The organism is Microcystis sp. M049S2 (assembly GCF_020245625.1).
In the GTDB taxonomy this organism is placed as follows: Bacteria; Cyanobacteriota; Cyanobacteriia; order Cyanobacteriales; family Microcystaceae; genus Microcystis; species Microcystis ichthyoblabe_A.
Genome location: NZ_JADBUN010000090.1, coordinates 1 through 26186, shown reverse-complemented (window position 1 = coordinate 26186; position 26186 = coordinate 1). Strand labels below are relative to the sequence as shown.

Here is a 26186-nt window from a genome sequence, read left to right as displayed (position 1 = left end):
AAACTTTGTAAATAAGATTATCTTATTTGCACTGGTGGTCCCTAGAGGTTGTCGAACGGAAAAAAATGCAGATTCAGGACAAAATCACCGAAATAGCCGCTAAAACAGCGAAAGCGATCAAACTTTCTCAAAATTATTTACTTTCTACCCAATACTCTGAAGGTTACTGGTGGGCAGAATTAGAATCTAATGTCACCATCACCTCAGAAGCAATTTTACTGCACAAAATCTGGAAAACTGACAAAAATCGCCCCCTAGACAAAGCAGCCACCTATCTGCGTCAGCAACAGTGTCCTAACGGCGCTTGGGAGTTATTTTATGGGGATGGTGGCGATCTTAGCACCACTGTGGAAGCCTACATGGGGCTGCGACTATTGGGAATTCCCGTTAATGATCCTGCTTTAGAAAAAGCTAGAGAATTTATCTTAGCTAAAGGTGGCATCAGTAAAACCCGCATTTTCACCAAAATGCACCTCGCTTTGATTGGTTGTTACGATTGGCAGGGGGTTCCCTCTATCCCCGCTTGGATTATGCTACTGCCGGAAAATTTCCCTTTTACTATCTATGAAATGTCCAGTTGGGCGCGGGGAAGTACTGTTCCTTTATTAATTGTTTTCGACAAAAAACCCGTGTATAAAATGGGTTTTAATCTCGATGAACTCTATACAGAAGGGGTGAATAATGTCAAGTATGAGTTACCAAAAAATAACGATTGGTCAGATGTTTTCCTCTGGTTAGATGGGCTGTTTAAATGGGCAGAAAAAACTGATTTAGTTCCCTTCCGTCAAGAAAGTCTGAAAGCGGCGGAAAAATGGGTGATTGAACGACAGGAAGACACGGGCGATTGGGGGGGAATTATCCCGGCGATGTTAAATTCCCTATTAGCTTTAAAAGCCCTAGGTTATGATGTTTACGATCCGATTGTTGCCCGCGGTTTAAAAGCCGTGGATAATTTTGCCATTGAGACAGATAATACCTATTGTGTACAGCCCTGTGTGTCGCCGGTTTGGGATACGGCTTGGGTAATTCGATCGCTAATTGAATCCGGTCTAAATCCCGCTCATCCAGCTATGATTAAAGCGGGACAATGGTTAATCGATCAACAAATTCTTGATTATGGCGATTGGGCGATTAAAAATAAAATCGGAACCCCCGGCGGTTGGGCTTTTGAATTTGACAATCGCTGGTATCCCGATTTAGACGATTCGGCAGTGGTGGTGATGGCTTTAGAGTTAATTAAAATGCCCGATGAAAATATTAAAAAAAGCGTGATGAAACGGGCAGTTAATTGGATGGCTACTATGCAGTGTAAAGCTGGTGGCTGGGGAGCTTTTGACATCGATAACGATCAAAACTGGCTTAATTATTTGCCCTATGCCGATCTAAAAGCAATGATCGATCCTAATACGGCTGATGTTACTGCCAGAGTTCTAGAAATGTTAGGTACTTGTGATGTTAAAATGGAGGAAAATCGAGTTAAAAAAGCTTTGGATTATCTGGAAAAAGAACAGGAAGCTGATGGTAGTTGGTTTGGTCGTTGGGGTGTAAATTATATTTATGGAACCAGTGGGGCATTATCTGCTTTGGCTTTTCTGGAACCGAATAAATATCGCCATCAATTGCAAAAAGGAGCCAATTGGTTAAGCAGTTGTCAAAATGTTGATGGTGGTTGGGGTGAAACCTGTTTTAGTTACAATAACCCTAAATTTAAAGGACAGGGAAATAGTACCGCTTCCCAAACTGCTTGGGCATTAATCGGTTTATTAGCCGTCGGGAAAGTCACCGGCAATTATCAGCGAGAAGTGATTGAAAAGGGCGTTAACTATCTTCTTGTTACCCAAAAAGAAAATGGTACATGGGATGAAGATTACTTCACTGGTACAGGTTTTCCCTGTCATTTTTACCTGAAATATCATTTCTATCAGCAGTATTTTCCTTTACTGGCTTTGGGTCGTTATCGGGCTTTGATTTAGTCTGTTAATCTATGCGTTAAGACAGGAAATAAACTTAACTGTCTAGCGCATTTTTTATGACTAACTAGGAAAAAATAAATCAGGAGATATATTTAAAAAATTGGCTAATTTTTGAATGTAGATAGGAGTTAACTCTTGTAGGCCATCAAAAATATCATCCAGGGTTGACTTGCTTTCAAAAATAGATAGCAAATCTTGCTTTTGTAGGTTTCTTTCCTCTAATATGAATTTCAACAATTCAATTCCATAAATATCAGGTATTGGCTCTTGATTTTCCTCATACTCATAAATTAAAGCCCCTAAAACATTTAGATATTCCCTTTCTTCTGCCGTTAATTGGGGTTTGTCTAACAGGCGATTAATAACCTGCTGCATCATTTCTAAGTCTTCCTCATTGTGAATAGGACGAGGAGGGTATTGCTTTAATAATTCTAAGTATTTATCAGCGGCAAACATAATTTAATAATATCTATGCTCGATCGACTATTGCGTTTAGATACCTCACACCTTAATAATTAAGTATAGAATAGCCAAGTCTCCAAACTACCGCTTAACCAAAACTTCTATTATCCCGATGAGAAACCTCTATTTTCTCTTGCCCGGTACTACTTCTCCCTTTGGTGGGGGTGGACTGTGGGCAGAAATGAAAACCTTCAATTTGGCTAGTCAAATTTGTACTGCCCAGATTGTGACTTATCGTCAAAAAGAGTTAAATTATCCTTTTTTAGAGGATATACTCGCCAAAATAAGCTCGGATGACAGTATTTTTGTGGTTAGCTGGGGTTTTGATGTTCCTAAATTGGTGCAAAGATTGCGATCGCATAATATCATTTATCATGCCCATAGTACAGGTTACGGCTTCCGTTTACCCCCTGGAATACCAATTATCACCGTTAGCCGTAATACTATGAGTTATTGGGGAGAAAAAGCTCCTAATGCTTTGATTTACTATCTTCCTAATCAAATTGGCTCAGAATTTCTCAATTTAGGCTTAGAAAGAGATATCGATGTCCTAGTACAGGGGCGCAAATCCTCAAAATATCTTCTCAGTCGTCTAGTTCCCGCCCTCCGTCCCCACTGTCGCGTTAAGGTTTTAGATAGCTATGTGGAGGATTTAGTGGGATTATTCAATCGCAGTCGGGTTTATCTCTACGATTCGGCTGAATATTGGGCTGTAAACGGTTTAACGGAGGGTTTTGGCTTACCGCCCCTGGAAGCCTTAGCCTGTGGTTGTACGGTATTTTCTAGTGTTAATAGCGCCCTAGCCGATTATCTCGATCCCGGTTTCAATTGTCAAAAAATCGGGGCCTATTCCACTCAATACGATCTGGAACGTATTCTTAATTATGCCCGTAATTTTCCCGTTAATTCTTTACAAGCTAATTTTCTCGATGATTATCATCCCGAAAAATTACTACCACGTTTTGAAACAATTTTAAGAGAAATTAATGATTTCTTTGATATTAAAAAACGCTATCCGGCTGATATAGAAGGTTTAGAACCCCTGCGGCTTAAAAAATTATGGATACAGAGTTCTCTGGCTAAACTTAAGAAAAAACTGTTTAAGTAAACGCATCAACTTTGAGAGTTGACAGAGAAAGATTGATCGGCTATTCAGTTATCAGTGATCAGTTATCAGTGAACAGGGATATCGGGAGAAAAAGCTGATGGCCGACTCCCCAAAAGGAAAACTTTCTACTTCACCATTAAGATAACTGCTATATAATTATTTCTAACTCTTACCCCCAGGATATTTATGAAGCGAGGGATTTACATTACCGCTAATGATCGAGTTATCGAGCAGGCGATCGCATTAATGAATAGTATTCGTTTGTACGATCCCGATTCTCCCGTCATCTTGATTCCCTACGACAATAATTATCAAAAAATTGCCGATTTATTGTCCGAAAAATATGGCGTTATTCTCTATCCTGATCTGCAATTAGTGGAAGAATTGGCACAGAAAATATATGATATTTTTGGAGAAAAATTCTTTGCTCGTCCCAATCAATTTCGCAAGCAGGTGTGTTGGTTTGGAGAACTAGATCAATTTCTTTATATCGATACCGATATCGTGGTTTTTGAAAAAATAATAGATAATCTAAATTTCCTCGATACCTACGATTTTCTCTGCTGTGATTACCAACACAAAAAAGGTATTACTGATGTCTTTAATCCGATTGTTTTAGAACAAGGAATTTTCACAGAAAATGATCTAACAGGGATGTTTAACGGTGGTTTTTGGGCTAGTAAAAAGAATCTATTCTCAGAACAGGAATTATATGGTGCTTTTCAAGAATGTGCCGCTCATCCAGAATATTTTGATTTTTCTCAAAAAACCTCCGATCAACCGATTATTAATTATACCATTCTCAAACGAGTTCCCAATCGATTTAATATTGTCCGCGCTCCGGGTTGTCAAGCGGGAAATTGGGGGGGAAGTTCTCATTTTCAACGTCAGGGGAATATTTTAATCGATCCGAGATTAAATCAGCCCTTAAAATATTTACATTGGGCAGGAATTCGCATTGAACCGGGTTGTCCCTACTGGGATATCTGGAAATATTATCGTTATCTAGATGATCCTAATCCCCCCGCAGATCCGCCAGCAAGCAAACCCAAAAATCCGTTGCAGAGATTATTAGATAAAATCAAATTATAGGTTTTATTTTTGGTGCATCTCCTATTTGTGACTTTCTCTCACATATAGGCGAGCAGCAGAAGTTATTAAAAGAGGGCGAATGCAATTCGCCCCTACAATAATATTATTTTCTGAGATAAGGTGAAAGGGAAGAAGTGTTTTTTTCAACCCTATAGCTTAATTTAACTCCAATCCTGTTGCTCCTCGCTTTGGCGAATTTGATACACTTGTCCGTGACTGTGCAGTTGTAGAGTTTTTGCCCATAAACTAGCTTCATCTAACTGCCATTTTTCTAGGATTAAATCTAAATCTCTTTGGATTTCTCTTGCTCCCGGAAAGTTTTGATAACGTATGCGTAAACGAGCGCATTCAGCTAAGTTTAAATCATTGGGTTCTGATTGCAGCAGCTGATCAACAATCGGGCGATCGAGTCTTTCCTGTGGATGTTGTTGTTCTTGGTTTTTACTAGCCATAATTAATCGAACCAACCGATTTCGGAATCCGTTAACTCTGTGGGGGTAGGAGTGGGGGCAATATAACGGGCTAAAGTGGCCATTTCAAAGTTATAAAGACTGGGTTTCTTCGGCGCAGGTTTGGTAATTGACGAAGATTCAGGCGTGGGGGTGGGACTATTTTCTAGGGTCTTAATTTGATTATATAGTTTTTCAATTAACTGTTTTTTCTCAGTCAGTTCTGTTTCTGTCTTACTTAATTGACCCGATAATTTTTCAATTAACTGTTTTTTCTCAGTCAGTTCTGTTTCTGTCTTCCTTAATTGACTCGATAATTTTTCAATTAACTGTTTTTTCTCGGTTAATTCCGTCTGGGATTGACTTAATTGACTCGATAATTGTGCCACCAAAGTAGTTTTTTCTGAGAGGACAGATTCTAACTGCTCGCTCTGTTGTTGTAACTGCTGTAACCTGACAGAGAGTTCCAGCTGTTCTTTAAGTTCTTTTTCCAGAGAAATAACTTTTTCTTGGAGAGTTTGCTGATTTTTCTCGGTTTTTTCTAACTCTGTTGTCAAGTCGTTAATTTTTGCCTGTAGGGTGGCGTTAGTTTCCTTCGGACGTTTGGGAGAAGGAGAGGTTTGGGATTCTACCTCTTTATTAGCTTCTGTACGGATGAGATCGTTTAAATTACCTTTGGTCATAAGTTGTGCAAATAGGATATTACGATATAATCGGATACTGTCAAGAAATCTCTTGGTTTAGGCAATCGATCATTATTCGCCTGATATACAAGCTTGATTAAGCTGGGGAATTGTTCCATAGGTTTTATTGTATAGCTTGAGGTCGATCGATCCCTGTCCATTTAAGGAATGAGAACAAATACCTAAATCTCAGTTTCACCAGTAAAATTCTAAATTTTTCTGTAGTTAATGATACGGAATAGTAAATTTGTGTCAGACTAAAGGTAGAAGTCGATCGCACCTGTGGCAGGGATAAATTTATGAATATTGAAGAAAAAGCACGTCTTAATCTAACCCAAGAACGACAAGCAGAAGGAATGCTCGAAGAGAATGTCTTAACTCGTACAGAGGAGCTTTTAGGGGAAGGGGAGGCAGGAACTGCAAAAGCGCGGGTTTTATTAACTGAAAATCGTCAAGAAGACGAAAAACGTCAAGATCAAATTTTAGAACGTTCGATCGAAGCTATGCAATAGCCTTTCGGTGAAGACTGGGAATATCCACACAAGTAGAGTTAAATCTCTGTAGAGACGTGGTTTTCCCCGTCTCTATTTCAATTCCCGATAACTAATCACTGTTAAACTAATCACTGTTCACACTCTGGACAGTGAAAAAATGCAGATCCGAAGAAAACACCCCAATCCTGCCGTTAAAGTTGAGAGTTTGAGTTATGTGGTGAAAGTGCCAGAGGCACAACCGCAAAATATTTTAGAAGAAATCGTTTGGCATAAAGAGATCGAAGTCGATAAATTGCGCGAAAGGTTGCCTTTATTAGAATTACGCCAAAAAATAGCTAATACTGCGCCACCTTGCGACTTTTTAGCTGCCCTAAAACAGGGTAAAACCCAACCCGCTTTGATTGCCGAAGTCAAAAAAGCTTCTCCTAGCAAGGGAGTTATCCGCGAAGATTTTGATCCTGTAGCGATCGCCCGTACCTATGAACAGGGAGGAGCCACTTGTTTATCGGTTTTAACGGATAGTAAGTTTTTTCAAGGTAGTTACGAAAATCTTAGCCTCGTCCGGCAAGCGGTATCTTTACCCCTATTATGCAAAGAATTTATCCTTTATCCCTATCAAATCTACTACGCTCGCTCTAAAGGAGCCGATGCTGTCCTTTTAATTGCCGCTATTTTAAGCGATCAAGACCTAGCATATTTTGTCAAAATTGTCAAGGGTTTAGGGATGACAGCTTTGGTAGAGGTGCATAGTCTGGCCGAATTCGATCGAGTGTTAGCCATTGAGGGAATCGAACTAATCGGCATTAATAACCGCAATTTAGAGACATTTACAGTCGATTTAGACAATACTCGCCAATTACTAGAAGCCAGGGGCGAAAAGGTGCGAGAAAAAGGTATTCTGATCGTCAGCGAATCGGGATTACACACAGCAACAGATCTGGCGAAAGTGAAGCAAGCGGGAGCAAATGCGGTTCTAATCGGCGAATCTTTGGTAAAACTGCCTGATCCTGCCCTCGGTATCCAAAAAATCTTTGAAAATCGGGAATAGGAGTTAGGAAGTGGGGAGAGGGAATTATGAATTATAAATTATGAATTATGAAGTGGGGAATTGGGGAGATGGGGAAGCTGTCTCATCACCCTATCACCCCAATTCCCTATCACCCTATCTCCTGAATCCTGATTCCCGACTACTGATCACTGATAACTGACAAGGCTATCTGCCGGGATATAATCAGAGTTTGCCAAATCTTAAATCAACCCCTCAGAATTGATGCGATCGAGATTTGGTTTTTTATCTTTGTTAAATATGGCCCAACGAGAGAGGACGAACCATGGAAAATAAAAATATGTTGATGATTCCCGGCCCCACACCAGTGCCGGAAGCGGTATTATTGGCTATGGCTAAAGCACCGATAGGTCATCGGACGGGTGCTTTTAGCAAGGTAATCGCCGAATTAACCGAAAATCTCAAATGGTTGCATCAAACCAGTGGCGATGTTTTAATGTTAACCGCTTCGGGAACCGGTGTCATGGAAGCGGGAATTATTAATTTTCTCAGCCCCGGCGATCGAGTTTTGGTGGGGGATAATGGTAAATTTGGGGAACGTTGGGGGAAAGTGGCGAAAGCCTACGGCTTAAATGTGGATGTCATTAAGGCAGAATGGGGTAAACCCCTAGATCCAGAAGCATTTACCGCTAAACTGACCGAAGACAAGGAAAAAGCCATCAAAGCGGTAATTATCACCCATTCAGAAACTTCCACCGGGGTTCTCAATGACTTGGAAAGCATTAACAAAGCGGTAAAAGACCACGGGGAAGCTTTAATTATCGTCGATGCTGTCACCAGTTTAGGAGCTTATCATATTCCCATCGACGAATGGGGTTTAGATGTGGTCGGTTCTGGTTCCCAGAAAGGTTATATGATTCCTCCCGGTTTAGGTTTTGTTTCCGTAAGCAAAAAAGCTTGGAAAGCCTACGAAACCGCCAAACTGCCCCGTTTTTATCTAGATTTAGGCAAATACAAAAAAGCCACCGATGAGGATAGTTCCCCCTTTACCCCCCCAGTTAACCTGATGTACGGTTTACAAGCTTCTCTGCAAATGATGAGAAGGGAGGGATTAGCGGCAATTTTCGCCCGTCACCAACGCTTAACGCAGATGACGCGGGCGGGTATGCGCGCCCTGGATTTGCCCCTCTACGCGGCGGATTCCTGGGCTTCCACGGCGATTACTGCGGTGGCCCCCACTCTGGTGGATGCGGAAAAAATTCGTTCGACTCTCAATAAAAAGTTCGACATCGCTGTGGCTGGTGGTCAGGATCACCTCAAGGGTAAAATCTTCCGTATCGGTCATTTAGGTTTTGCCAGTGAGAGGGATATCCTCACGGTTATCGCTGCCATTGAAGCGACTTTAATCGAGTTAGGTGTCGAAGGTGTCACCCCCGGCGCCGGTGTAGCTGCGGCTGCCGCTGTGATGGTGCAGGGTTAATCTTAGGTTGGCTTTTCCCCTTCTCCCCAAAGAGGGGGATTTTTTCCAGAAAATATATCCTGTATATCTAGGGTTTGCCATAATCCAGCCAAAGTAATAGTCATACCAAATCTGGTTATTAAAAACTGATTATTTATTCCCTCTTTTGCCTTTTGCCTCTTGCCTCTTGCCTGTCCTGATATGTAGCCTATACTCAACGGATTTAGTATAACTGGTTGGTCGCTAACACCAAACGTCCCGCTGTCTGTTGCGCTGTTGGCACTTTCGACGAATTGAGACCGAAAGTGGCTTGGACCTGATAACTACGACGAGTCGGCTGTTCTTGGAGACGAGGTTTACCCCGATGACTGAAATGCGTCTTAGCCTATAGGGGAGAGTTGATCAATCCTAAGCCGTTGAGAATCATTGCCTTAATCACTAGACCTGCACTGATCTTAGTGGTGTCTTTTTCTCCAAGTTGTTGATTTATATAGTCCACAATGCCTAGCTCACCAATGATAGCGGCGATCATGCCTAAATGGTCGAGATTTTTAACAGTTAGTTGAGTCATTGTCAGGTGAGTGACTGGTTGATTTGATTGTAGCTATTCCGTCGCTATTTCTGAGTTTATTTTTTATCTCCTCTTAACCAGTACGGAATATGGGATGAAACTAACGCGGTAGCGTTTCCACTTTTTGTTCAGGACTTATTGATTGATTTAGCCCCTTTTTTGGGGACAATTCCTAATTTTTAAGATCAATGTAGATTGACAAAAATGAGATGCACCCGGTTTGACAACTTGTCTGACTCGATGCCAGACGGGAAAATAAGCACAAATTTAACTATAATCATTACAATAGAAATATCAACGACCACGATTAAAAACTCTTATGCGGGTAACTCTAAAATCGGCCTTGAGTGACAGTAATATCGATGCTAATCAAAGCAGCAGTCAACGTCAATTGATGCTATCGATCGCCGCCACCAGTGAACAGATTAACACAAATTTACCGATTAATCTTTGTTTAGTTCTCGATCATAGCGGTTCTATGCAGGGAAAACCCCTGGAAACGGTCAAAAAAGCGGCTTTAAGTTTAATAGAATCCCTCGGGGTTAATGATCGTCTCTCGGTGATAGCTTTCGATCATCGCGCTAAAGTTATTCTTCCCTCCCAATCGCGACAGGATGATCTGACCTTAATTCGCTCAAAAATTCAACGATTACAAGCGGGAGGAGGCACGGCGATTGATGAAGGGATAAAATTAGGCATTCAAGAAAGTTCCAGCGGCAGCAAAGGTTATGTATCTCATATTTTTCTGCTTACCGATGGTGAAAATGAACACGGAGATAATCAACGCTGTTTAAAATTAGCCGCAGTAGCAGCTGAGTACGGTATCACCTTAAATACCTTCGGTTTTGGCGATCATTGGAATCAAGATATCCTAGAAAAAATTGCCGATATCGCTGGCGGAAGTTTATCCTATATCGAAAGACCCGAACAGGCTTTAATTGAATTTACTCGTCTATTTAACCGTCTGCAATCTGTGCGGTTAACTAACGCTTTCCTACAATTGGAATTAGATTCTCGGACTCATTTAGCGGAGTTAAAACCCATTGCCCAAGTTGCCCCAGAAACTATAGAAATGAGCCTACAAAAAGAGGGCAATTTTTACATCACCCGTTTGGGTGATTTAATGATAGATGAAGAAAAAATTCTCCTCCTCAATCTCTATATTGACCAAATTCCCCCCGGTACTCACACCATAGCTAAAGTGAAGATTCGCTACGATGATCCCGCTTCTGGTCAAAAAGAGCTAGAAACTGCGACTTTTAGCCTTGATATCACCTCCCAAGCTCTCTATCAATCCCAATTAGACGAGCAAGTTCAGAAATCAATTCTCACTTTAGCCAAATATCGTCAAACCCAAATCGCCGAAGAAAAATTAAAACAGGGCGATCGAGCAGCCGCCGCCACCATGCTACAAACCGCAGCCAAAACCGCTCTACAATTGGGAGAAAAAAACGCCGCCACTGTCCTCCAAACTAATGCCACCCGTTTACAGGTGGGAGAAGAATTGAGCGAGGGCGATTTAAAGAAAACCCGTATTATTGCTAAAACAAGACTACAAACCGATGAATAAACTACTTATTGAAACAAAATCCCGATTCCTAGCAAGGCAATCATCACCCCGAAAATCGCCCGCAAGTTAATCCGATCCCCCATCATGGCAGCGATCGGTAAGACAAATAAAGGACTGGTAGCGGTGAGAGTTTGGGCAATACCCACAGGAGAGAATTTTAAAGCAGTTTGCTGTAACCATATCCCTAAAAACGTACTGCCAAAAGCGGTGACAATAATAATAGCAATCAGACGCAATGACCAGTTAATTGGTGGTGATGATTCCTGACGGCGAAAAAACATCAGAATTAACACTATTCCCGTCCCCGCTAACAGACGAAAAAGGGTACTCTGCAAAGAAGACATTCCCGACTCCACCAGTGCCTGACGAGATAAAACCGCCCCCACCGCTTGGGAAATCGCCGCAATTAAAGCCCAGAGAATTCCCTGCCGCCAGGGGCGTTGACTATTGATTTCGGGAGTTTTTTCGGAAATAACCCAAGCAACCCCGAAGATGGTCAAAATAATGCCAATATAAGCCGATATTTTCAGGGATTCCCCCAAAAAAGTCGCCGCTAGAATCGCCCCCAAGGGAGGCGAAAGGGTTTCTAACAGGAGGGTTTTTCGCGGTCCCAAATAATTAAGGGCGGTAAAATATGCCGTGTCACCGATTCCTATACCAATTGCGCCACTTGTCAAGAGTATAAATACCGAACTTTGTTGATTAATACCGCGCCATTGTCCGGAAAGGGGCAGCGTCAGGGCAATTAAAGCGATCGCGACTACTCCTTTCAGAAAATTAAGCAATAAAGGCGGGATTTTCTGGCCTAATAGGCTATAAATCGCCGCAGAAACCGCCCAAAGCGCCGCCGCACTCAAAGCCGCTATCTCTCCCGTTAAATTTTCACCGAGACTAAATCCGTTGAGCATTATCATATTTGTCAGGAGACAGTATTAAGAAGACTCCGAGACTATTTTTATTTATTATCCCCACTTCCCACACCCCACACCCTTGACAATCAAAACAGTCGCTGATTTAGTGATTTAATAAAACCGACCACTGCTGCAGAAGATAAAAACTATGTGTATTCTCGGTTTTGATCCGGGTAAGGATAAATGTGGAATCGCGGTCAGGTCATCGACGGGGAAAATTTATACCCATGAGGTGATATCATCGTCACAAGCGATCGAGCGTTTAGCCAGTCTCTGTCAACAATATCCGATCGAATTATTGGTGATGGGGAATCAAACCACCTCAAAAAGTTGGCGCGAAAAAATTGCCGCTCGTGTCACCGTCCCGATTACTCTAGTAGATGAACGCAATAGTACCCTAGAAGCTCGCGATCGCTATTGGCAAATGTTCCCTCCCAAAGGATTACAGAAACTCATCCCCCCGGGGATGCGTCTTCCCGATCGCCCCATTGATGATATAGTAGCGATTCTGCTGATCGAACGTCATTTACAGTCCAAATAATGTCAAACTACAAATTAGACACAGCAGGGTGAATTGACGATGCTCCTAAGTAAAGGTTTTGAAGTGGAAATGTACACCGGAACAGCAGCCGGAGAAATTATCGGTTTATCCGATCGCATTGTCAAGGATTTAGATGGTTTTGTCCTGGAACCAGATAGTCGTAACGTAGAATATACTACGGCTCCTATGACTAACTATGACCGTCTTTTATGCGCTACTTTAAAACCTCGTCTCGCTCTACGGCAATATTTGCGTCGTTTAGGCGATTATACCCTAATCCCCGGCAGTACCCTCTCCTTGGGCGATAGTCAACATTTTTATCGCAGTGACCCCCACAATCCCTATCATGACTATATCGAACAGACCTACGGCACTAATGTGGTCACGGCCAGTATTCATATTAACGTCGGTATTAGCGATTATGAGGATTTAATGCGTGCCTGTCGCTTAATTCGCCTAGAAGCTCCTTTATACTTGGCTTTAAGCGCTTCCTCTCCCTTTCTCGATGGGAAAATCACCCGGTCCCATTCCCGTCGTTGGCAAGTTTTCCCCCAAACTCCCGCTTATGTTCCCCTCTTTGAAAGTCATAAACATTTTGTCACTTGGACCCAGGAACAATTAAAACTCGGTACGATGCAGAATGTTCGTCATCTCTGGGTGTCAGTACGTCCTAACGGGAGCAATCGTCCCTATAATCTCAATCGTCTAGAATTGCGAATTTGTGACCTGATTGCTGATCCTATTAGTTTATTGGCAGTCATGGCTTTTTTAGAGGCCCGTTTAACTCAACTTTTACAAGATCCCCAATTAGACCCCTTAATTTTAAGTCAATTACCTAGTAGCAATCGCAGCGAGGATTTATTAACTTTAACCCAAGAAAACGAACAGGCCGCTGCACGTTTTAGTCTTGATGCCACCCTGAGACATTGGTACGATGGACGGGAAATCTTGGCTAGGGATTGGATTAAAGATCTCTATGTTCAAGTTTATCCCGTCGCTAAAGAAAGGGGTTTTAGTTGTTTCCTCTCTCCCCTACAAAAAATCCTCCGCGAAGGTAACACGGCACAACAATGGTTAAAACAATCCGACCAGGGTATGGATATTAAAAGTATTATTAAACAGGCGATTATTACCCTAGAAAAACAGGAACGAGAGTTAGAACATAAATTATGTCAGCATATTTTAGTCGCTTAAATAATTATTTGAGGGTCATGGTAATTAAACCCTGTTGACCGAGAAGAATTTCCCGCAGCAGCGTACAAATTCCCACCCAGATAATTGGAGAAATGTCAACTCCTCCCAAGGGTGGTATGAGTTTACGCACGGGGATTAAAAAAGGTTCTGTGGGCCAGGCAATAATATTAAAGGGAAAGCTATTTAAATCTGCCTGTGGATTCCAAGTCAGCACGATCCTTAAGATAAACAAAAGGGTCATCAACCCTAAGATAATTCCCAATGTCCAACTTAATGCGATCGCTGTGTCCATAGTCTCCAATCCCGTCTTTTTTACCGATTATCTTCCCTAAAATATAACAGTTTTTGTCTCATAATCACTCCAGCACCCTGCCAGTTATTCTTGTCAACCTCCCGGGTAAAAATGCCGCCAAGAAAAAGTCCCCATAGGGCTTGACAAATCAGCCAGACTTGACTTACACTCTTCTTATAGTGGGAATCCGTGTCGCCCTGTAACCCTCTCTTTTCAGTCCAGATAACCACCATCTTTTGCTGACCTCAGAAGTAACTTAAAGATGACAGAATTTCGCATCGAGAAAGACAGCATGGGGGAAATTCCCGTACCTGCCGATAAACTTTGGGGAGCGCAGACCCAAAGATCCCTACAATACTTTAGTATCGGTGATAATCTCATGCCCCGGGAGATGATCGGGTCCTATGCCATTCTCAAAAAAGCCTGTGCAATTGTCAATCAGCAAAAAAATCGTCTCAGTCAGGAGAGAAAAAATCTTATCTGTCAAGTCTGCGATGAAATTTTAGCCGGACAACACGCAGATAACTTTCCCCTCTACGTTTGGATGACGGGAAGTGGCACTCAGTTTAACATGAACATCAACGAAGTCATCTCCAATCGTTGTAGTCAACTGACGGGGAATCCTCTGGGGAGCAAAACTCCCGTGGATCCCAACGATCATGTTAATATGTCCCAATCGACGAATGATTCCTTTCCCTCGGCCATGTATATTGCCGTTGCCTTGGCAGTCAAGGAAAAATTAATTCCCAGTCTGCAACTATTACGGAATAGTCTCGATGAAAAGGCGCAATTATGGGCAAATATAGTTAAAATTGGTCGCACTCACCTACAGGATGCCACCCCTTTAACCCTCGGACAAGAATTCTCCGGTTATGTGGGTTTATTGGATGATGGCAGCGATTGGCTAGAAAAATGTCTAGAAAAAGTCTATCGTTTATCCTTGGGAGGAACAGCAGTCGGTACGGGAATTAATGCTCCCCCAGATTTTGATCGAGATGTGGCGGCCGAAATCGCTAATCTGACCAAATTACCCTTTATTACCGCTCCTAATAAGTTTACCGTGCAAGGTTCCCACGATGCTCTAGTTTTCTTGAGCGGGGGACTGAAAACTATCGCTAGTTCCCTGTATAAAATTGCTAATGATATCCGTTTACTTAGCTGTGGTCCCCGTTGTGGATTAGGAGAATTACAGCTGCCGGAAAATGAACCGGGTTCTTCAATTATGCCGGGGAAAGTTAATCCCACCCAATGCGAAGCTTTATCGATGATAGCAGTGCAGGTGATGGCTAATGATTTAGCGGTGACGATGGGAGGCGCCGGAGGACATCTGGAAATGAATGTCTATAAACCGCTGTTGATTCATAATCTTATGCAGTCTATCCGGCTGCTCACTGATGGTTGCGGCAATTTCTGTCAGTTTTTGGTTAAGGGGATGACTGCTAATCAAAAACAAATTGAGACTTTTTTAAATCAATCCTTGATGCTGGTGACTGCTTTAAGTCCCGTGATTGGCTACCAAAAGGCTGCCTACGTCGCTCATTATGCCCTAGAAAAGGACTTAACCCTGAAAGTGGCAGCCTTGCAACTGGGATACATCGAGGAAGCGGATTTTGATCGCATTGTTGACCCCGCTAAGATGGTTAATCCCTACGTTGCCGATGGTTAATTCTCTGAGGGGTTGACTACCGCAAAAATCAGAGGTCGCAGGCAGGCACGGATCCCCATTCTATATATAAGTATATGGCAAGCGGCGGTATTTGTCAAGCCCCGCCGGTCAAAATTTCTCCTAAACTTGGGTAATGATAACGAAGAAAACAAACAGAAAAACCATAAATGCCCCTGCCATGCGGAAGAAGGATTTAGGAAGATTAATAACTTTCTCCAGTTTCAAGAAACCCACCAGAAAATAAGCGGCGATTGCTAGGAGAATCGGGATAACCACGCGCAGGATTGTGCCAAGGGGACCAGAGAAAAACTCACCGATTTTATAGCGGGGTGTATTTTCTTCCGCATGAGGAGGAATAGTTACACTTGTCCAAGTTTCTCCCCCATCAGTGGAACGAAAAACTGTAGTTTTAGCGCCACCAAAACCGAATAAAGTTTTATCTTGAGCATAATTAGGAGAAAACTGAACGGAGATACCAGAGGAAGGGATACTATGAATTTTCACTAGGGGTATTTTAGGATCACCAATTGATTTAAAAGTGTCCCCGCCATCGGTAGATTTAAACAAACCATCTCCCTGTAAACTAACTATTACTGTGCGATCATTAGCATAATCAGGAGAGATAGCAATGGTTTCTACTGATGCTTGCGGATTAAACCCCGGTTTTTCTAATTTTGTCCAACTTTTAGCCCCATCTTTGGTGACAAACAAACCAGAAATTGTCCCAGCAAAAATAGTTCCATCGCCAGGATAATTGGGAGACATTGCCAACTGCACATTAATGGTTTTTGATAGGGGGGTTCCTTGGCTGACATTTTTCCAAGTTAGTCCACCATCAACACTTTGATAAATACCCTCTTTTCCCGTGACAAACAAAGTTTTATCCTTAACAAAATCAGGGGAAGCTACCATGGCAGGGGCATAATTACCGGAAATTCTGCCCACTTCACTGATATTTTTAACCGTATTTCCTCCATCGGTAGAACGAAATATTCTACCCTGCTGATTGGTGAGAAAAAGAGTTTTATCCTTGGCAAAATCTGGGGAAATAACTATTCTAGGACCGCGGACTTTTTTGTCAATTTCGATAATTTTCCAGAAATCACCACCGTTATCGGATTTGGCAAATCTATTGCGTAAAAACCCAGCAAAAATAGTGCTATCTTCTCCATAGTTAGGAGAAAAGGCAATGTCAAAGAAACGCCGGGGATCCTGTCCTGATTCTTCGGGATCTTTACCAAGTCGATAAACCTCTAAACCGCGATTAATTGGTGTCCAAGTTTTCCCTTGATCGCGACTGATGAAGATATTGCCTACATAATTAGCAATGACGACAGTACCATCCTGGGCATAATTAGGAGAAACCGCCATAGCGATAACTGTTGCCCGGGCTAAAGTTTCTATTTCCTGCCATTTTTTGCCGCTATCCGTAATTTTAAATAAGCCATTAAATCCCCCCAAAAACATCGTATCTTGAGCTATTTTTAAATCCATAAAGTGGGGAACTTTATAATCATCAGCTTGTTTGTCTTTGGTTAAACACTCGCTCATTTTCGTCCAACTTTTGCCCCCATCCTGAGAAACATACATTCCGTCATGCCAAGTAATGGCATAAACGGTTAAATTTTGGGCATAGTCGGGAGAAATAACGATGTCTTCAATGATTTTATCTTTAATTCCTTCGTTGACGGCTTGGAATGTTTTACCATCATCAACGGTTTTAAAAATCCCCGCTTCTTTTGTGCCGACAAAAAAGGTTTTATCCCTGTCTAAATTAGAGGAAAAAGCAATGGTATCTACTGCCCCCACATTAGCAGGTAAGGGGAGATTCTGCCAAGTTTTCCCCCCATCGGAGGAACTGTATAATTTACCCTGTTCATCCCCGAAAAAAATTCGATCAGGATTGTTGGGAGTAATAGCTAGAGAGGTTATAAGTGCCGTGGTTGGGAAAATATTTGACCAATTTTTACCACCATCTTCGGTTAAATAAACCCCTTTTTCTAATCCCACTGCTGCTGCTATATTGGGATCGGAAGGGGCAATTTGGACAAAGTTAATAAAGTTAGTTGCCAAACCCTGATTAACTTTCTGCCAAGATTCCCCCGCATCTTCACTTTTATAAATACCATCGGATCTTGAAGCTAGATAGAGAATATTTTTATTGAGGGGAGATAGGGATAAGGAACTTAATTCCCCCCTATAATCTAAACCTTGAATTAATCTTTTCCAGTTGCTGCCTCCATCGCTAGATTTATAAAAGTTATTTCGCACTAAGATATATACTGTATTATCTGTCTGGAAATCGGGAGAAACTTCCACTTGACTAATCACATCATGGGGACGATGGGCAAAAGCAGGATTACTCCAAAGACAAAAAACTGTAGCGATTATCAATAAAATGAGATTAAACTTGTGGGCGAATCTCAGCAAACTTTGGCGATTAATCATACTTAAACTGCTAATATCAAGGATAAAAATTGACCTAATCTAGCAAAGGGTGATCGGGATTTAACCAAGGGTTCTGTAAGAGTATAGACGAAAATGGCGATTATAACCATTACTAAAATCAGGCTTATTTGCTATCAGCATAGATTAGAACCAATCTCTACACTTTGATTATTGTAGAGACTCATTGCCTTTTGTAACCCTTGTTTGAGACCAAGTTCGATCGCTTTTCTGGACAAGTCTAACACTTTCAAGATCACTTGGTTTTCTTGGGGAGTGAATCGGCCTAAAACATGGGAAATAGTCGCTTTTTCGGTTGATTTACCGATTCCTATGCGTAAACGAGCGAAGTTTTCCGTGCCAACGTGGGCAATCATCGATTTAATACCGTTGTGTCCGCCCGCCGATCCCGATAGACGGATTCTCAACCGGCCTAGGGGCAGATCCATATCATCGTAAATAACTAAAATCGACTCTGGAGCTAGTTTATACCAGTCCAGCACCGCTCGCACCGATTGCCCGGAGCGATTCATATAGGTTTGGGGTTTCAAAAGACGAATTTTGCCGGGGAGGGGACCGTCACCCTCGGCGATAAAACCTTGAAATCGCTTATTTTCCTGCCAAGATAGCCCCCAATCCCGCGCTAATGAGTCCACAGCTTCAAAACCGATATTATGACGGGTGCGATCATATTTGGGTTCAGGATTACCCAAACCGATAATCAGCTGAGGAATAATTAAATTAGGGGTTTTATCGGAATTCATAGGGGAAAATCGGGTTTTTAACCAGGACCCGACTCTTATTATCACCGAATTAGCACTCCGAGCGCTGGAACAAAGTTTCTAGATAAACCTTGGCACAGCTATTTTGTTCCTCAAAATTCATCCTTTCGGGGGATTGACAATTAAGCAGAAAAAATGATAGAGCCGCCGTAAACACACCATCTTGATCCCAACCGGGGTGAGTTTCTAGGTATTGTTGTAGGGATTGGTGGAGAATTTCGGGGATTTCTGCCAAGATACTGACTGATGTATTCATATCGTTTACCTCTAAATCTGAAGTGGGGAAATCCCTGACTCCTGTAGTGGACAGTAAGGACTATTGTGAGCCAAGTTGGGGGGAGTTGCAATATTACCAGATGTAAAGGAATGGTTTAGAAAAACTTAATATTTACGAGGGAATAAGGGTTAGAGCTAGATTTTATTTACTTAACTTAACAGTAACTCAGTATCTATCCATGGAGATTTTGACAGTCAAGATTAATTTTTTCTGGAAGCAAGTGCCGATTATACCGCTGTTGCCTGTGGAAAAGTCTGGGTAAACTGTGGAAAACTGGGGATTGAGTGGGGAAATACTGGGGAATGTATGGGGGAAAACATCGGGGAAAAATAAGATTTGCAAATTTTAGTCAGCAGTGCTGCTCAAGACTACTTAGGGTTTGCGGCAAAAAGTTTTTCGTGGGTGCAGGGTGTGGGGTGTGGGGTGTAGGGTGTGGGGTTTTACCGATTTTGAGGTAGTCAGTTACCTAATTTTCAGGGAAAAAGTCCAGGAATTTTACCCCCGATCACTCCAATGGTCAGCACTTTTTGAGGTCAAAAAAGTCTAAAAGCCTTATCTAACAAGGTTTTTAGATTTATTCAGCCAACCCTACTTAGGCACTCTTGCCAGAGTACCTTTTCTAGTTGAATGCTGGCTGCTATGCTTTCACCACCAATACGGAACAGGTAGCTTCTGCCACCACGAGACTACTAACAGAATCTTCGATCACCCGTTGAACTCCCGTTAATCCCCGGCTGCCGATCACGATCAGATCAGCATGATAGATATTAGCTAAACGAATAATTTCCTCCGCTGGATCGCCAAAGATGACCTCGATTTCACTAGGGGTAGCAATCTGGGATTGATAGCAGCGCAATTGATCTTCAATGATCTCACGGGAGGGGTGAGGGCGATCCACTGCCGATTCATCTCCCTCCTTACCAAGAATATGGGTGATGATGATGGAAGAATTTGCCGTTAGAGAGAGGGAATTCAAAGCATGAAGGACTCGATGGGATGATTCCCCACAATCTAAGGCAACAACGATATTTTTAAACATTTTGACTAAATCCTGCCACTAAATAAATTTTCAATTAAGATTCCGGAGCAAAAAATCTATAGACAATTTTATAGGTTATTGCGATCGGTTAAGATTTCGTAACCTGTGGCGGTTACTAAGACGGTATGCTCAAATTGAGCGGAGAGAGCATTATCCATCGTCACCACCGTCCAACGATCGCGCAAAGTTCTGGTATGTTTGGATCCCGCATTGACAATTGGTTCAATTGCCAGAGTCATCCCGGCGCGGAGTTTGACATTGGGTAACTGATTAGTGCGAAAATTAAATACCGAGGGTTCTTCGTGGAGATTTCTGCCGACTCCATGGCCGGTAAAATCTTCTACTACTTGGAAACCGTTAGCTTGAACGTGATCTTCGATCGCTGCTGCGATATCGAGCAGATAATTGCCAACTTTTACCTGATTTATGCCTTTATATAAGGCTTCTTCCGCCACACGGATTAATTTTTCGGCTTTGGGAGAGACGGAACCGATCGCGATCGTGATACAGGAATCCCCATGATAACCTTGGTAGTAGGCCCCCGTATCTACCTTTAACACAGAACCGGCCTTGAGGCGTTTTTTCGGGCTAGGGATACCGTGAACGACTTCGTTATCGACGGAGGCACAAATCGAGGCAGGAAAGCCATAATAACCTTTAAAACTGGGAGTAGCACCCATTGCGCGGATACGTTTTTCCGCATGAGCATCCAGATCCGCCGTCGTCATCCCGGGTTGAGCGATCTGGGCAATTTCTTTGAGGACTGTAGCGGCAATTTTACCCGCTTGTCGCATAATAACGATTTCTGCGGCGGATTTAGTTTCGATTCCCCGGCGGCTTTTCTGTACTCGCGGTGAACCTACTTGCTCTGGGGTTTTAGTTTCGGGAAAAAGCAGCTTGGTTAGGATGTTCATGGAGATTTGGCTGTCGAGTCTTTACCTAACTTAGCATTTTCCCGGCGATCGATGACCACTCTGAAGAAATCAAGGAACATCTAGAAAAAGAAAAGTCTCAAGGGGTGACAAGCAGATTGAAAGTGAAACAGGGTGTGGGGGTAAGGTGTAGGGAAAAACCTTGAGACTTTCCCCGAAATGAGGACGAGAGAATCAGGTTTAAGCTTAAGTAAGTTAATGAATTTGACGGCTGACAGCGAGGAGATTTTCCCCACACCCCACACCCAGTCTAGACTTCAACCTCGTTGTCACCCCTTCAGTAGAAAAGCTATAGTAGGAAAAAGGCTATTTTTCCGGCGAGGTGACAATTTATGGCAGTCAAAAAAGAGTTTTCCAGTTTTGAGGAACTGTTGCAAACCACTAATCTTCCCGTGTTAGTGGATTTCTATGCCACTTGGTGCGGTCCTTGTCAAATGATGGCTCCGATTCTAGAACAAACGGGAATGTATTTCAAAAATCGCCTACAAATTGTCAAAATTGATACAGACAAATATCCTAATTTAGCTACTAAGTACGGTATTCAAGCTTTACCGACTTTAGTAGTCTTTAAAAATGGTCAACCGATCGATCGAATTGAGGGAGTGGTGCAGGTTAACCAACTGGTTCAACATTTACAAACTCTGTTGTAAGATAATTTTGAACCAGAACTAGGAGTTAGTGTCATGGCAAAGGCGATTTGGAATGGTGCAGTGGTAGCGGAAAGCGATAACTGTGAAATTGTCGAGGGGAACTACTATTTTCCCCCCGATACCATCAAAGCTGAATATTTTCAACCCAGTAACACCCATACAATTTGTTCTTGGAAGGGAGAGGCTAGTTACTATACTCTCAGGGTAGATGGACAGGACAATAAAGATGCCGCTTGGTATTATCCCGATCCTAAGCCAAAAGCCCAAAATATCAAAGGATATATCGCTTTTTGGCGAGGTGTGAAGGTTGAGAAATGATCGCCATCTACCCCGGCAGCTTCGATCCAGTTACATTCGGTCATTTAGATATTATCGAACGCAGTGTGCCACTATTCGAGCGAGTAATCGTGGCAGTTCTCTGCAATCCCCATAAAAACCCCCTGTTTACGGTCGAAAAACGCATAGAACAGATCAGCTACTGTACAAAACACCTGAAAAACGTTGAGATAGACAGTTTTTCAGGATTAACGGTTGAATATGCCAGATTGAAAGGTGCTAAGGTGCTGTTGCGGGGGTTGCGGGTTCTCTCGGACTTTGAAAAAGAACTGCAAATGGCACACACCAATAAAACTCTCTGGGAAGGAATCGAAACGGTTTTTTTAGCCACCACTAAAGAATATAGTTTTTTAAGTAGTAGCGTGGTTAAAGAAATCGCTCAATTCGGTGGCTCTGTCACCCATCTAGTCCCAGAAAACGTTTCTAGGGATATTTACTCATACTACAGTTAACATACTAAAATACAGTAATGAGGACGATCTGAACCTATGGCGCGCCGAGAACCTAATGATCCCAAAAAAGCAGTACCTAACACTTCTAATAGTGGGGTTCCCAGTCCACCCGTCGATTTCGATATCTATCAGGATTTGGCGCGTCTGCAAGAGATGATTTTTGATAGTTTCCATATCCCCCTCACCCGTTGGACAATGATCGATGAGGGACAGATTTCCGAACAGATCGATCTCATCTATGAAACCGTGCCACCAGCAGTACAGAAAGCTTTAGCAATTTTGCAGGAAGAACAGGAAATTATCACTAAAGCGGAGGAATATGCTCAACAAGTCCTGCGTTCCGCTCAACAAAGAGCCGCCCAAATTCTCGACGAGTCTGGTATTATTCAACAAGCAGAACGGCAAGCGGCCCAAATTCGTCAACGGGTTCAGCAGGAATGCGAATCCTTGCAACAACAAACCCTCGATGAAATCGAACAGATGCGTCACAGCACCTTGCAGGAAGTACAACAGTTACGACAAAAAACCCAAGCTGAATGTCATGAAATTCAAAAAGGCGCTGACGACTATGCTGAATCGGTTTTAGAAGATCTTGATCGACAATTAGGGCAAATGTTACAAGTTATCCGCAACGGTCGTCAACAGGTAAGATCGAAACCAACATCTTCAAAAAATCTACCCGGAGAACGTCCTTAATCAGTTATCAGTTATCAGATGTAAGTTTTGAGTTAATTAGTTAGTTATCTTTATCTTTATCTTTATCTTTATCCCTGATTACTCTTTACTATTTACTGATCGCTGAAAAGAACCAAACCTCCGATTCCTCACCGATAACTGATAACGGAATTTCATGAATAACCCCTCCTCGAATTCCCATCTATTCGGACGCTTTCTCAGCGGGTTATTCAGCTGGAAAATTTGGTTATTAGTCCAGATTTTTCAAGGCAGTAAAAGCTTTTATCGATTCCTGTATCATTATTTATACCGTCGTCCTAAAATCGATCGCATTCTCGGTAGCGATGTTATCTATATCCCTGAGAAAAAACTTTATAGCATTCCCCTCGATGTGCTGAAAATGGAGCAGCAAATGGTTAATAATGATCGCCATCAGTGGACTTCCGTTACCACGTGGAAAGTTAAAACAATTCATCCCACCATCACCGAAACCGAGATCCAATTCCACGATATTACCGTCGATTTACAACAAGTACACCTGATTAAATCAGACTTTAATAACTACGATTATACTAACACTCGCCGCTTGGCTCCTCTTGTGAAAACCTTGCTTTTTGAAATTAACCCCAAAATTGCCAGTTTAGTAGAAAAGAAAAATCAATTACATAGACTGCGAAATCTGGCCGCATCTTCCGAAATTTTTCATTCACAAACCCCATTGTACGATCGAGCAATTAATCAAGTCCAGCTAATTATTGACCAAGCGGAAACTTTGAGACAAGAATGTTTAAAATTTATCCGAGAAACCCTGATCGAACGGGAATTAGTGCAATCCGATATCGATAGCAATCTCGTTGATTGTAACCTCGATTTTGCTAGTCAATATCAACTAATTCAAGAAAAATATCAACTCTGGAAAGAAGAAGTACAAGCTTATTTTGAATTAAAAGATTCTTCTCTACTTAAAAATTAACTATCACCGTCAGTAATCAGTTATCAGTAATCAGTTATCAGGAGATTATTTTGATTTATTCTCCCCACTTCATAATTCATAATTCATCTACTTTTTCATCAGGATTTAGTATTATGTCTAATTTAACGGTAATTCGTGAACATATTTTTGCTTGGGGAAAACGTACCTATATCATGGGTGTTTTGAACGTTACTCCCGATAGTTTTAGTGATGGGGGAGAATTTGACAATGTTGAAAATGCCCTGCTACAGGCGATGAAAATGATCGAGGCCGGGGCTGATATAATCGATATCGGTGGTCAATCCACCCGTCCAGGAGCGCAAGAAATTAGCCTAGAAGCAGAATTATCGCGAGTTATCCCCGTAATCACCGCTATTCGACAACAAAGTTCTATTCCTATCTCTCTCGATACCACTAGGGCGATCGTAGCAGCCCAAGGTATCGCCGCCGGGGCCGATTTGATCAATGATATTTCTGGGGGAACCTTCGATCGCCTATTATTGCCTACGGTGGCTAAATTGGCCGTTCCCATCATCCTCATGCACCTGCGGGGCAATCCGCAAACCATGCAATCTCTAACACATTATGATGATTTAGTCAAGGAAATTAAAGAATTTTTACAGGATCGCGTTAAGGAAGCTTTACAGTGGGGTATTGCTAGGGAAAATATTATCATCGATCCGGGGATTGGTTTCGCCAAAACTGGGAGACAAAATCTTGAGTTATTGCGAGAATTAGGGCAATTTCGGGATTTAGATTTACCTATTTTAATTGGATTGTCGAGAAAACGCTTTATCGGCGAGATTACAGGCAAAGATGACCCAAAAAAACGAGTTTTCGGAACGGCAGCGGCCTGTGCCATAGCGATCGCTAAGGGGGCCGATATCCTGCGGGTTCATGATGTGGCTGCGATCGTAGATGTGAGGAAAGTGGTGGACGCAATCGAGCGAAGTTGAAAATTTTTGCTAGTCTTAGAATCATCCACAGTTCGATCGAAATTAGCGATGAATAGCCAACTAACCAGCGATCATTGTATGTTACCCGTGATTCGATCTCCCCGGGATTATCAAGTTTTTCGCATTAGCGCTGGGGATACGAATCGTTTAGCGATCGTCTTCGATTCTACCGTAGCGGGGGATTCCTTGACCGTCTGTGTGGAAATTTTCGATCCCCACGGTTGCACCCCTACCCATCGTCATCATTTTGCCGTAGAAATGTTTTTTATCCTCAAAGGGGAGGGAATGGCTATCTGTGATGGTAAACCGATTCCCCTCGGTCCAGGGGATAGTTTATTAGTCCGTCCCACGGGTATTCACGAGATTAGAAATGTCGGGGACGGAAGACTGTATGCACTATGTTTTATGGTTCCCAATGAGGATTTTTCGGAATTAATTCGCAATGGTATCCCAGAGGAGTTAGATGCAGAAGATTTAGAGGTGTTGATGGGAACTATTAAAGGATGATCAAGCCATATTATTCCTTAAATTTTGGGCTTTTTTTTCAGGAAAAGAGCGATAAAAAAGGTAAAGGTTCCTCCCAGAAGTCCGAAGATTAGCCAATTTAATCTTGGATAGCCTTTATTGATAGCGATGACTGTAGCAATGGCACCGATGAGACAATGCCAGAAAAAAAGCAACAAGAATAAATCCAAACTGGGAGAAATATCAGCGATTAGTTTCATACTTTATCAGTAGAGCGATCGAGTTAATTTTTTAGATAGCAAATCTCGATAATTTTTCCAATGACCGAATCCCTTAGCCTGTGTTATGTTTACTCACATCGATTAAGTATTTCTCTTATTTTTTTGTCCAAGGCCATTTTGTTCCCATCTCGGTTAAAGCTGAAAAAACTAGATAGAGAATGAGAAGAGCAACACAAAAGAAGAAAGTCAATAAGTCGTTATTCATCGAGTTATCGCTGATAGGTTAAAGGTCACTGATTCGCTACTATTCATTTGCCAACTACTTAGCAACTGCTATTTTTCTAGATTGTTGAAAAAGGTTTAATTATTGCTGCTGTTGTGCCAAATAGTTAAGCACTGTTTCCAGAGTTAAGTCTAAGCGTTCTGAGATTTGTTGCGGGGTTAAACCGAGGTCTTGCAGTAGAGAAATTGTTTTCAATTTTTGCAAGTTTATTCCCTGTTCAATTCCCTGT

At 42.1% G+C, this 26186-nt stretch carries 29 protein-coding genes; 17 read left to right on the top strand and 12 right to left on the bottom strand.

Annotation, left to right across the window (positions count from 1 at the left end):
* Nucleotides 1–65: 65 nt before the first annotated feature.
* Complete coding sequence (gene shc / locus IM496_RS07750) at nt 66–1973, top strand: squalene--hopene cyclase (protein WP_287661671.1); 1908 nt, start codon at nt 66–68, stop codon at nt 1971–1973.
* Between the two features lie 60 nt (nt 1974–2033).
* Here the strand turns inward: shc and IM496_RS07745 are convergent, their stop codons facing one another.
* The gene (locus IM496_RS07745) at nt 2034–2429 is read right to left on the bottom strand and encodes a helix-turn-helix domain-containing protein (protein ID WP_194013867.1); all 396 of its coding nucleotides are present in this window, start codon (nt 2427–2429) and stop codon (nt 2034–2036) included.
* A gap of 118 nt (nt 2430–2547) precedes the next feature.
* On the opposite strand from IM496_RS07745, the gene IM496_RS07740 reads away from it, so the two are divergent.
* Entirely contained in the window at nt 2548–3543 is a 996-nt protein-coding gene (locus IM496_RS07740; RefSeq protein WP_194013869.1) for a glycosyltransferase, read from the top strand.
* Between the two features lie 186 nt (nt 3544–3729).
* A complete protein-coding gene (locus tag IM496_RS07735; protein WP_104395437.1) occupies nt 3730–4635 on the top strand; it encodes an Npun_R2821/Npun_R2822 family protein in 906 nt (301 codons plus the stop codon).
* Nucleotides 4636–4796: 161 nt separating this feature from the next.
* On the opposite strand, the gene IM496_RS07730 is transcribed toward IM496_RS07735, so the two are convergent.
* Together IM496_RS07730 and IM496_RS07725 are read right to left on the bottom strand one after the other, a co-directional pair.
* Nucleotides 4797–5087: a DUF3288 family protein gene (locus IM496_RS07730; protein WP_104395438.1), complete on the bottom strand. Its 291-nt coding sequence runs from the start codon at nt 5085–5087 to the stop codon at nt 4797–4799.
* Between the two features lie 2 nt (nt 5088–5089).
* Complete coding sequence (locus IM496_RS07725; protein WP_194013871.1) at nt 5090–5767, bottom strand: coiled-coil domain-containing protein; 678 nt, start codon at nt 5765–5767, stop codon at nt 5090–5092.
* Between the two features lie 299 nt (nt 5768–6066).
* On the opposite strand from IM496_RS07725, the gene IM496_RS07720 reads away from it, so the two are divergent.
* The 3 genes from IM496_RS07720 (at nt 6067) to IM496_RS07710 (ending at nt 8747) form a co-directional block, all read left to right on the top strand.
* Complete coding sequence (locus tag IM496_RS07720) at nt 6067–6279, top strand: hypothetical protein (protein ID WP_104395440.1); 213 nt, start codon at nt 6067–6069, stop codon at nt 6277–6279.
* Nucleotides 6280–6418: 139 nt separating this feature from the next.
* Complete coding sequence (gene trpC / locus IM496_RS07715) at nt 6419–7309, top strand: indole-3-glycerol phosphate synthase TrpC (RefSeq protein WP_287661670.1); 891 nt, start codon at nt 6419–6421, stop codon at nt 7307–7309.
* 283 nt (nt 7310–7592) lie between these two features.
* Nucleotides 7593–8747: a pyridoxal-phosphate-dependent aminotransferase family protein gene (locus tag IM496_RS07710; protein WP_287661669.1), complete on the top strand. Its 1155-nt coding sequence runs from the start codon at nt 7593–7595 to the stop codon at nt 8745–8747.
* Between the two features lie 364 nt (nt 8748–9111).
* On the opposite strand, the gene IM496_RS07705 is transcribed toward IM496_RS07710, so the two are convergent.
* A complete protein-coding gene (locus tag IM496_RS07705; protein WP_194013877.1) occupies nt 9112–9297 on the bottom strand; it encodes a DUF4277 domain-containing protein in 186 nt (61 codons plus the stop codon).
* Between the two features lie 319 nt (nt 9298–9616).
* Between IM496_RS07705 and IM496_RS07700 the strand changes: the two genes are divergently transcribed.
* Nucleotides 9617–10867 (top strand): vWA domain-containing protein, encoded by a 1251-nt coding sequence (locus IM496_RS07700; RefSeq protein ID WP_194013879.1) that lies wholly within the window; start codon nt 9617–9619, stop codon nt 10865–10867.
* A 5-nt stretch (nt 10868–10872) separates the two neighbouring features.
* Here the strand turns inward: IM496_RS07700 and IM496_RS07695 are convergent, their stop codons facing one another.
* Nucleotides 10873–11775 carry a DMT family transporter gene (locus tag IM496_RS07695; protein WP_194013887.1) on the bottom strand — a complete coding sequence of 301 codons (903 nt, stop codon included), beginning with the start codon at nt 11773–11775 and terminating at the stop codon, nt 10873–10875.
* A gap of 151 nt (nt 11776–11926) precedes the next feature.
* Between IM496_RS07695 and IM496_RS07690 the strand changes: the two genes are divergently transcribed.
* Together IM496_RS07690 and gshA are read left to right on the top strand one after the other, a co-directional pair.
* A complete protein-coding gene (locus IM496_RS07690) occupies nt 11927–12319 on the top strand; it encodes a pre-16S rRNA-processing nuclease YqgF (protein WP_287661668.1) in 393 nt (130 codons plus the stop codon).
* A 39-nt stretch (nt 12320–12358) separates the two neighbouring features.
* Entirely contained in the window at nt 12359–13513 is a 1155-nt protein-coding gene (gshA, locus tag IM496_RS07685) for a glutamate--cysteine ligase (protein ID WP_287661667.1), read from the top strand.
* Nucleotides 13514–13517: 4 nt separating this feature from the next.
* Here the strand turns inward: gshA and IM496_RS07680 are convergent, their stop codons facing one another.
* Nucleotides 13518–13805: a YggT family protein gene (locus IM496_RS07680; RefSeq protein ID WP_151695445.1), complete on the bottom strand. Its 288-nt coding sequence runs from the start codon at nt 13803–13805 to the stop codon at nt 13518–13520.
* 262 nt (nt 13806–14067) lie between these two features.
* Here IM496_RS07680 and fumC point away from each other — a divergent pair, with 262 nt between their 5' ends.
* Nucleotides 14068–15471 (top strand): class II fumarate hydratase, encoded by a 1404-nt coding sequence (gene fumC, locus IM496_RS07675; RefSeq protein ID WP_194013883.1) that lies wholly within the window; start codon nt 14068–14070, stop codon nt 15469–15471.
* Between the two features lie 120 nt (nt 15472–15591).
* Here the strand turns inward: fumC and IM496_RS07670 are convergent, their stop codons facing one another.
* From IM496_RS07670 to map, 5 genes are all read right to left on the bottom strand, one after another.
* A complete protein-coding gene (locus tag IM496_RS07670) occupies nt 15592–17919 on the bottom strand; it encodes a WD40/YVTN/BNR-like repeat-containing protein (RefSeq protein WP_287661666.1) in 2328 nt (775 codons plus the stop codon).
* A 134-nt stretch (nt 17920–18053) separates the two neighbouring features.
* On the bottom strand, nt 18054–18680 hold the full coding sequence (gene pth / locus IM496_RS07665) for an aminoacyl-tRNA hydrolase (RefSeq protein WP_193960646.1): 627 nt from the start codon (nt 18678–18680) through the stop codon (nt 18054–18056).
* Between the two features lie 49 nt (nt 18681–18729).
* On the bottom strand, nt 18730–18954 hold the full coding sequence (locus tag IM496_RS07660) for a DUF2811 domain-containing protein (RefSeq protein ID WP_002739844.1): 225 nt from the start codon (nt 18952–18954) through the stop codon (nt 18730–18732).
* A 658-nt stretch (nt 18955–19612) separates the two neighbouring features.
* On the bottom strand, nt 19613–20014 hold the full coding sequence (locus IM496_RS07655; protein ID WP_104397587.1) for a universal stress protein: 402 nt from the start codon (nt 20012–20014) through the stop codon (nt 19613–19615).
* A gap of 68 nt (nt 20015–20082) precedes the next feature.
* Nucleotides 20083–20928: a type I methionyl aminopeptidase gene (map, locus tag IM496_RS07650; protein WP_104397588.1), complete on the bottom strand. Its 846-nt coding sequence runs from the start codon at nt 20926–20928 to the stop codon at nt 20083–20085.
* A 350-nt stretch (nt 20929–21278) separates the two neighbouring features.
* Between map and trxA the strand changes: the two genes are divergently transcribed.
* From trxA to IM496_RS07615, 7 genes are all read left to right on the top strand, one after another.
* Nucleotides 21279–21596, top strand: a complete 318-nt coding sequence (gene trxA, locus IM496_RS07645; protein ID WP_002739627.1) for a thioredoxin — start codon at nt 21279–21281, stop codon at nt 21594–21596.
* A gap of 33 nt (nt 21597–21629) precedes the next feature.
* On the top strand, nt 21630–21914 hold the full coding sequence (locus IM496_RS07640) for a DUF427 domain-containing protein (protein ID WP_002743550.1): 285 nt from the start codon (nt 21630–21632) through the stop codon (nt 21912–21914).
* Nucleotides 21911–22384 carry a pantetheine-phosphate adenylyltransferase gene (gene coaD / locus IM496_RS07635; RefSeq protein ID WP_104397589.1) on the top strand — a complete coding sequence of 158 codons (474 nt, stop codon included), beginning with the start codon at nt 21911–21913 and terminating at the stop codon, nt 22382–22384. Before IM496_RS07640 ends, coaD begins: the two co-directional genes overlap by 4 nt.
* A 36-nt stretch (nt 22385–22420) precedes the next feature.
* Entirely contained in the window at nt 22421–23080 is a 660-nt protein-coding gene (locus IM496_RS07630; protein WP_194017592.1) for an ATP synthase subunit B family protein, read from the top strand.
* Nucleotides 23081–23234: 154 nt separating this feature from the next.
* Nucleotides 23235–24032, top strand: coding sequence for a hypothetical protein (locus IM496_RS07625; protein ID WP_194017594.1), 798 nt, complete (start codon nt 23235–23237; stop codon nt 24030–24032).
* A gap of 113 nt (nt 24033–24145) precedes the next feature.
* Nucleotides 24146–24988: a dihydropteroate synthase gene (gene folP, locus IM496_RS07620; RefSeq protein ID WP_194017596.1), complete on the top strand. Its 843-nt coding sequence runs from the start codon at nt 24146–24148 to the stop codon at nt 24986–24988.
* Nucleotides 24989–25036: 48 nt separating this feature from the next.
* Nucleotides 25037–25495 (top strand): cupin domain-containing protein, encoded by a 459-nt coding sequence (locus IM496_RS07615; protein ID WP_002800061.1) that lies wholly within the window; start codon nt 25037–25039, stop codon nt 25493–25495.
* Nucleotides 25496–25512: 17 nt separating this feature from the next.
* On the opposite strand, the gene IM496_RS07610 is transcribed toward IM496_RS07615, so the two are convergent.
* The gene (locus IM496_RS07610) at nt 25513–25713 is read right to left on the bottom strand and encodes a hypothetical protein (protein WP_159296548.1); all 201 of its coding nucleotides are present in this window, start codon (nt 25711–25713) and stop codon (nt 25513–25515) included.
* Nucleotides 25714–26186: the final 473 nt, after the last annotated feature.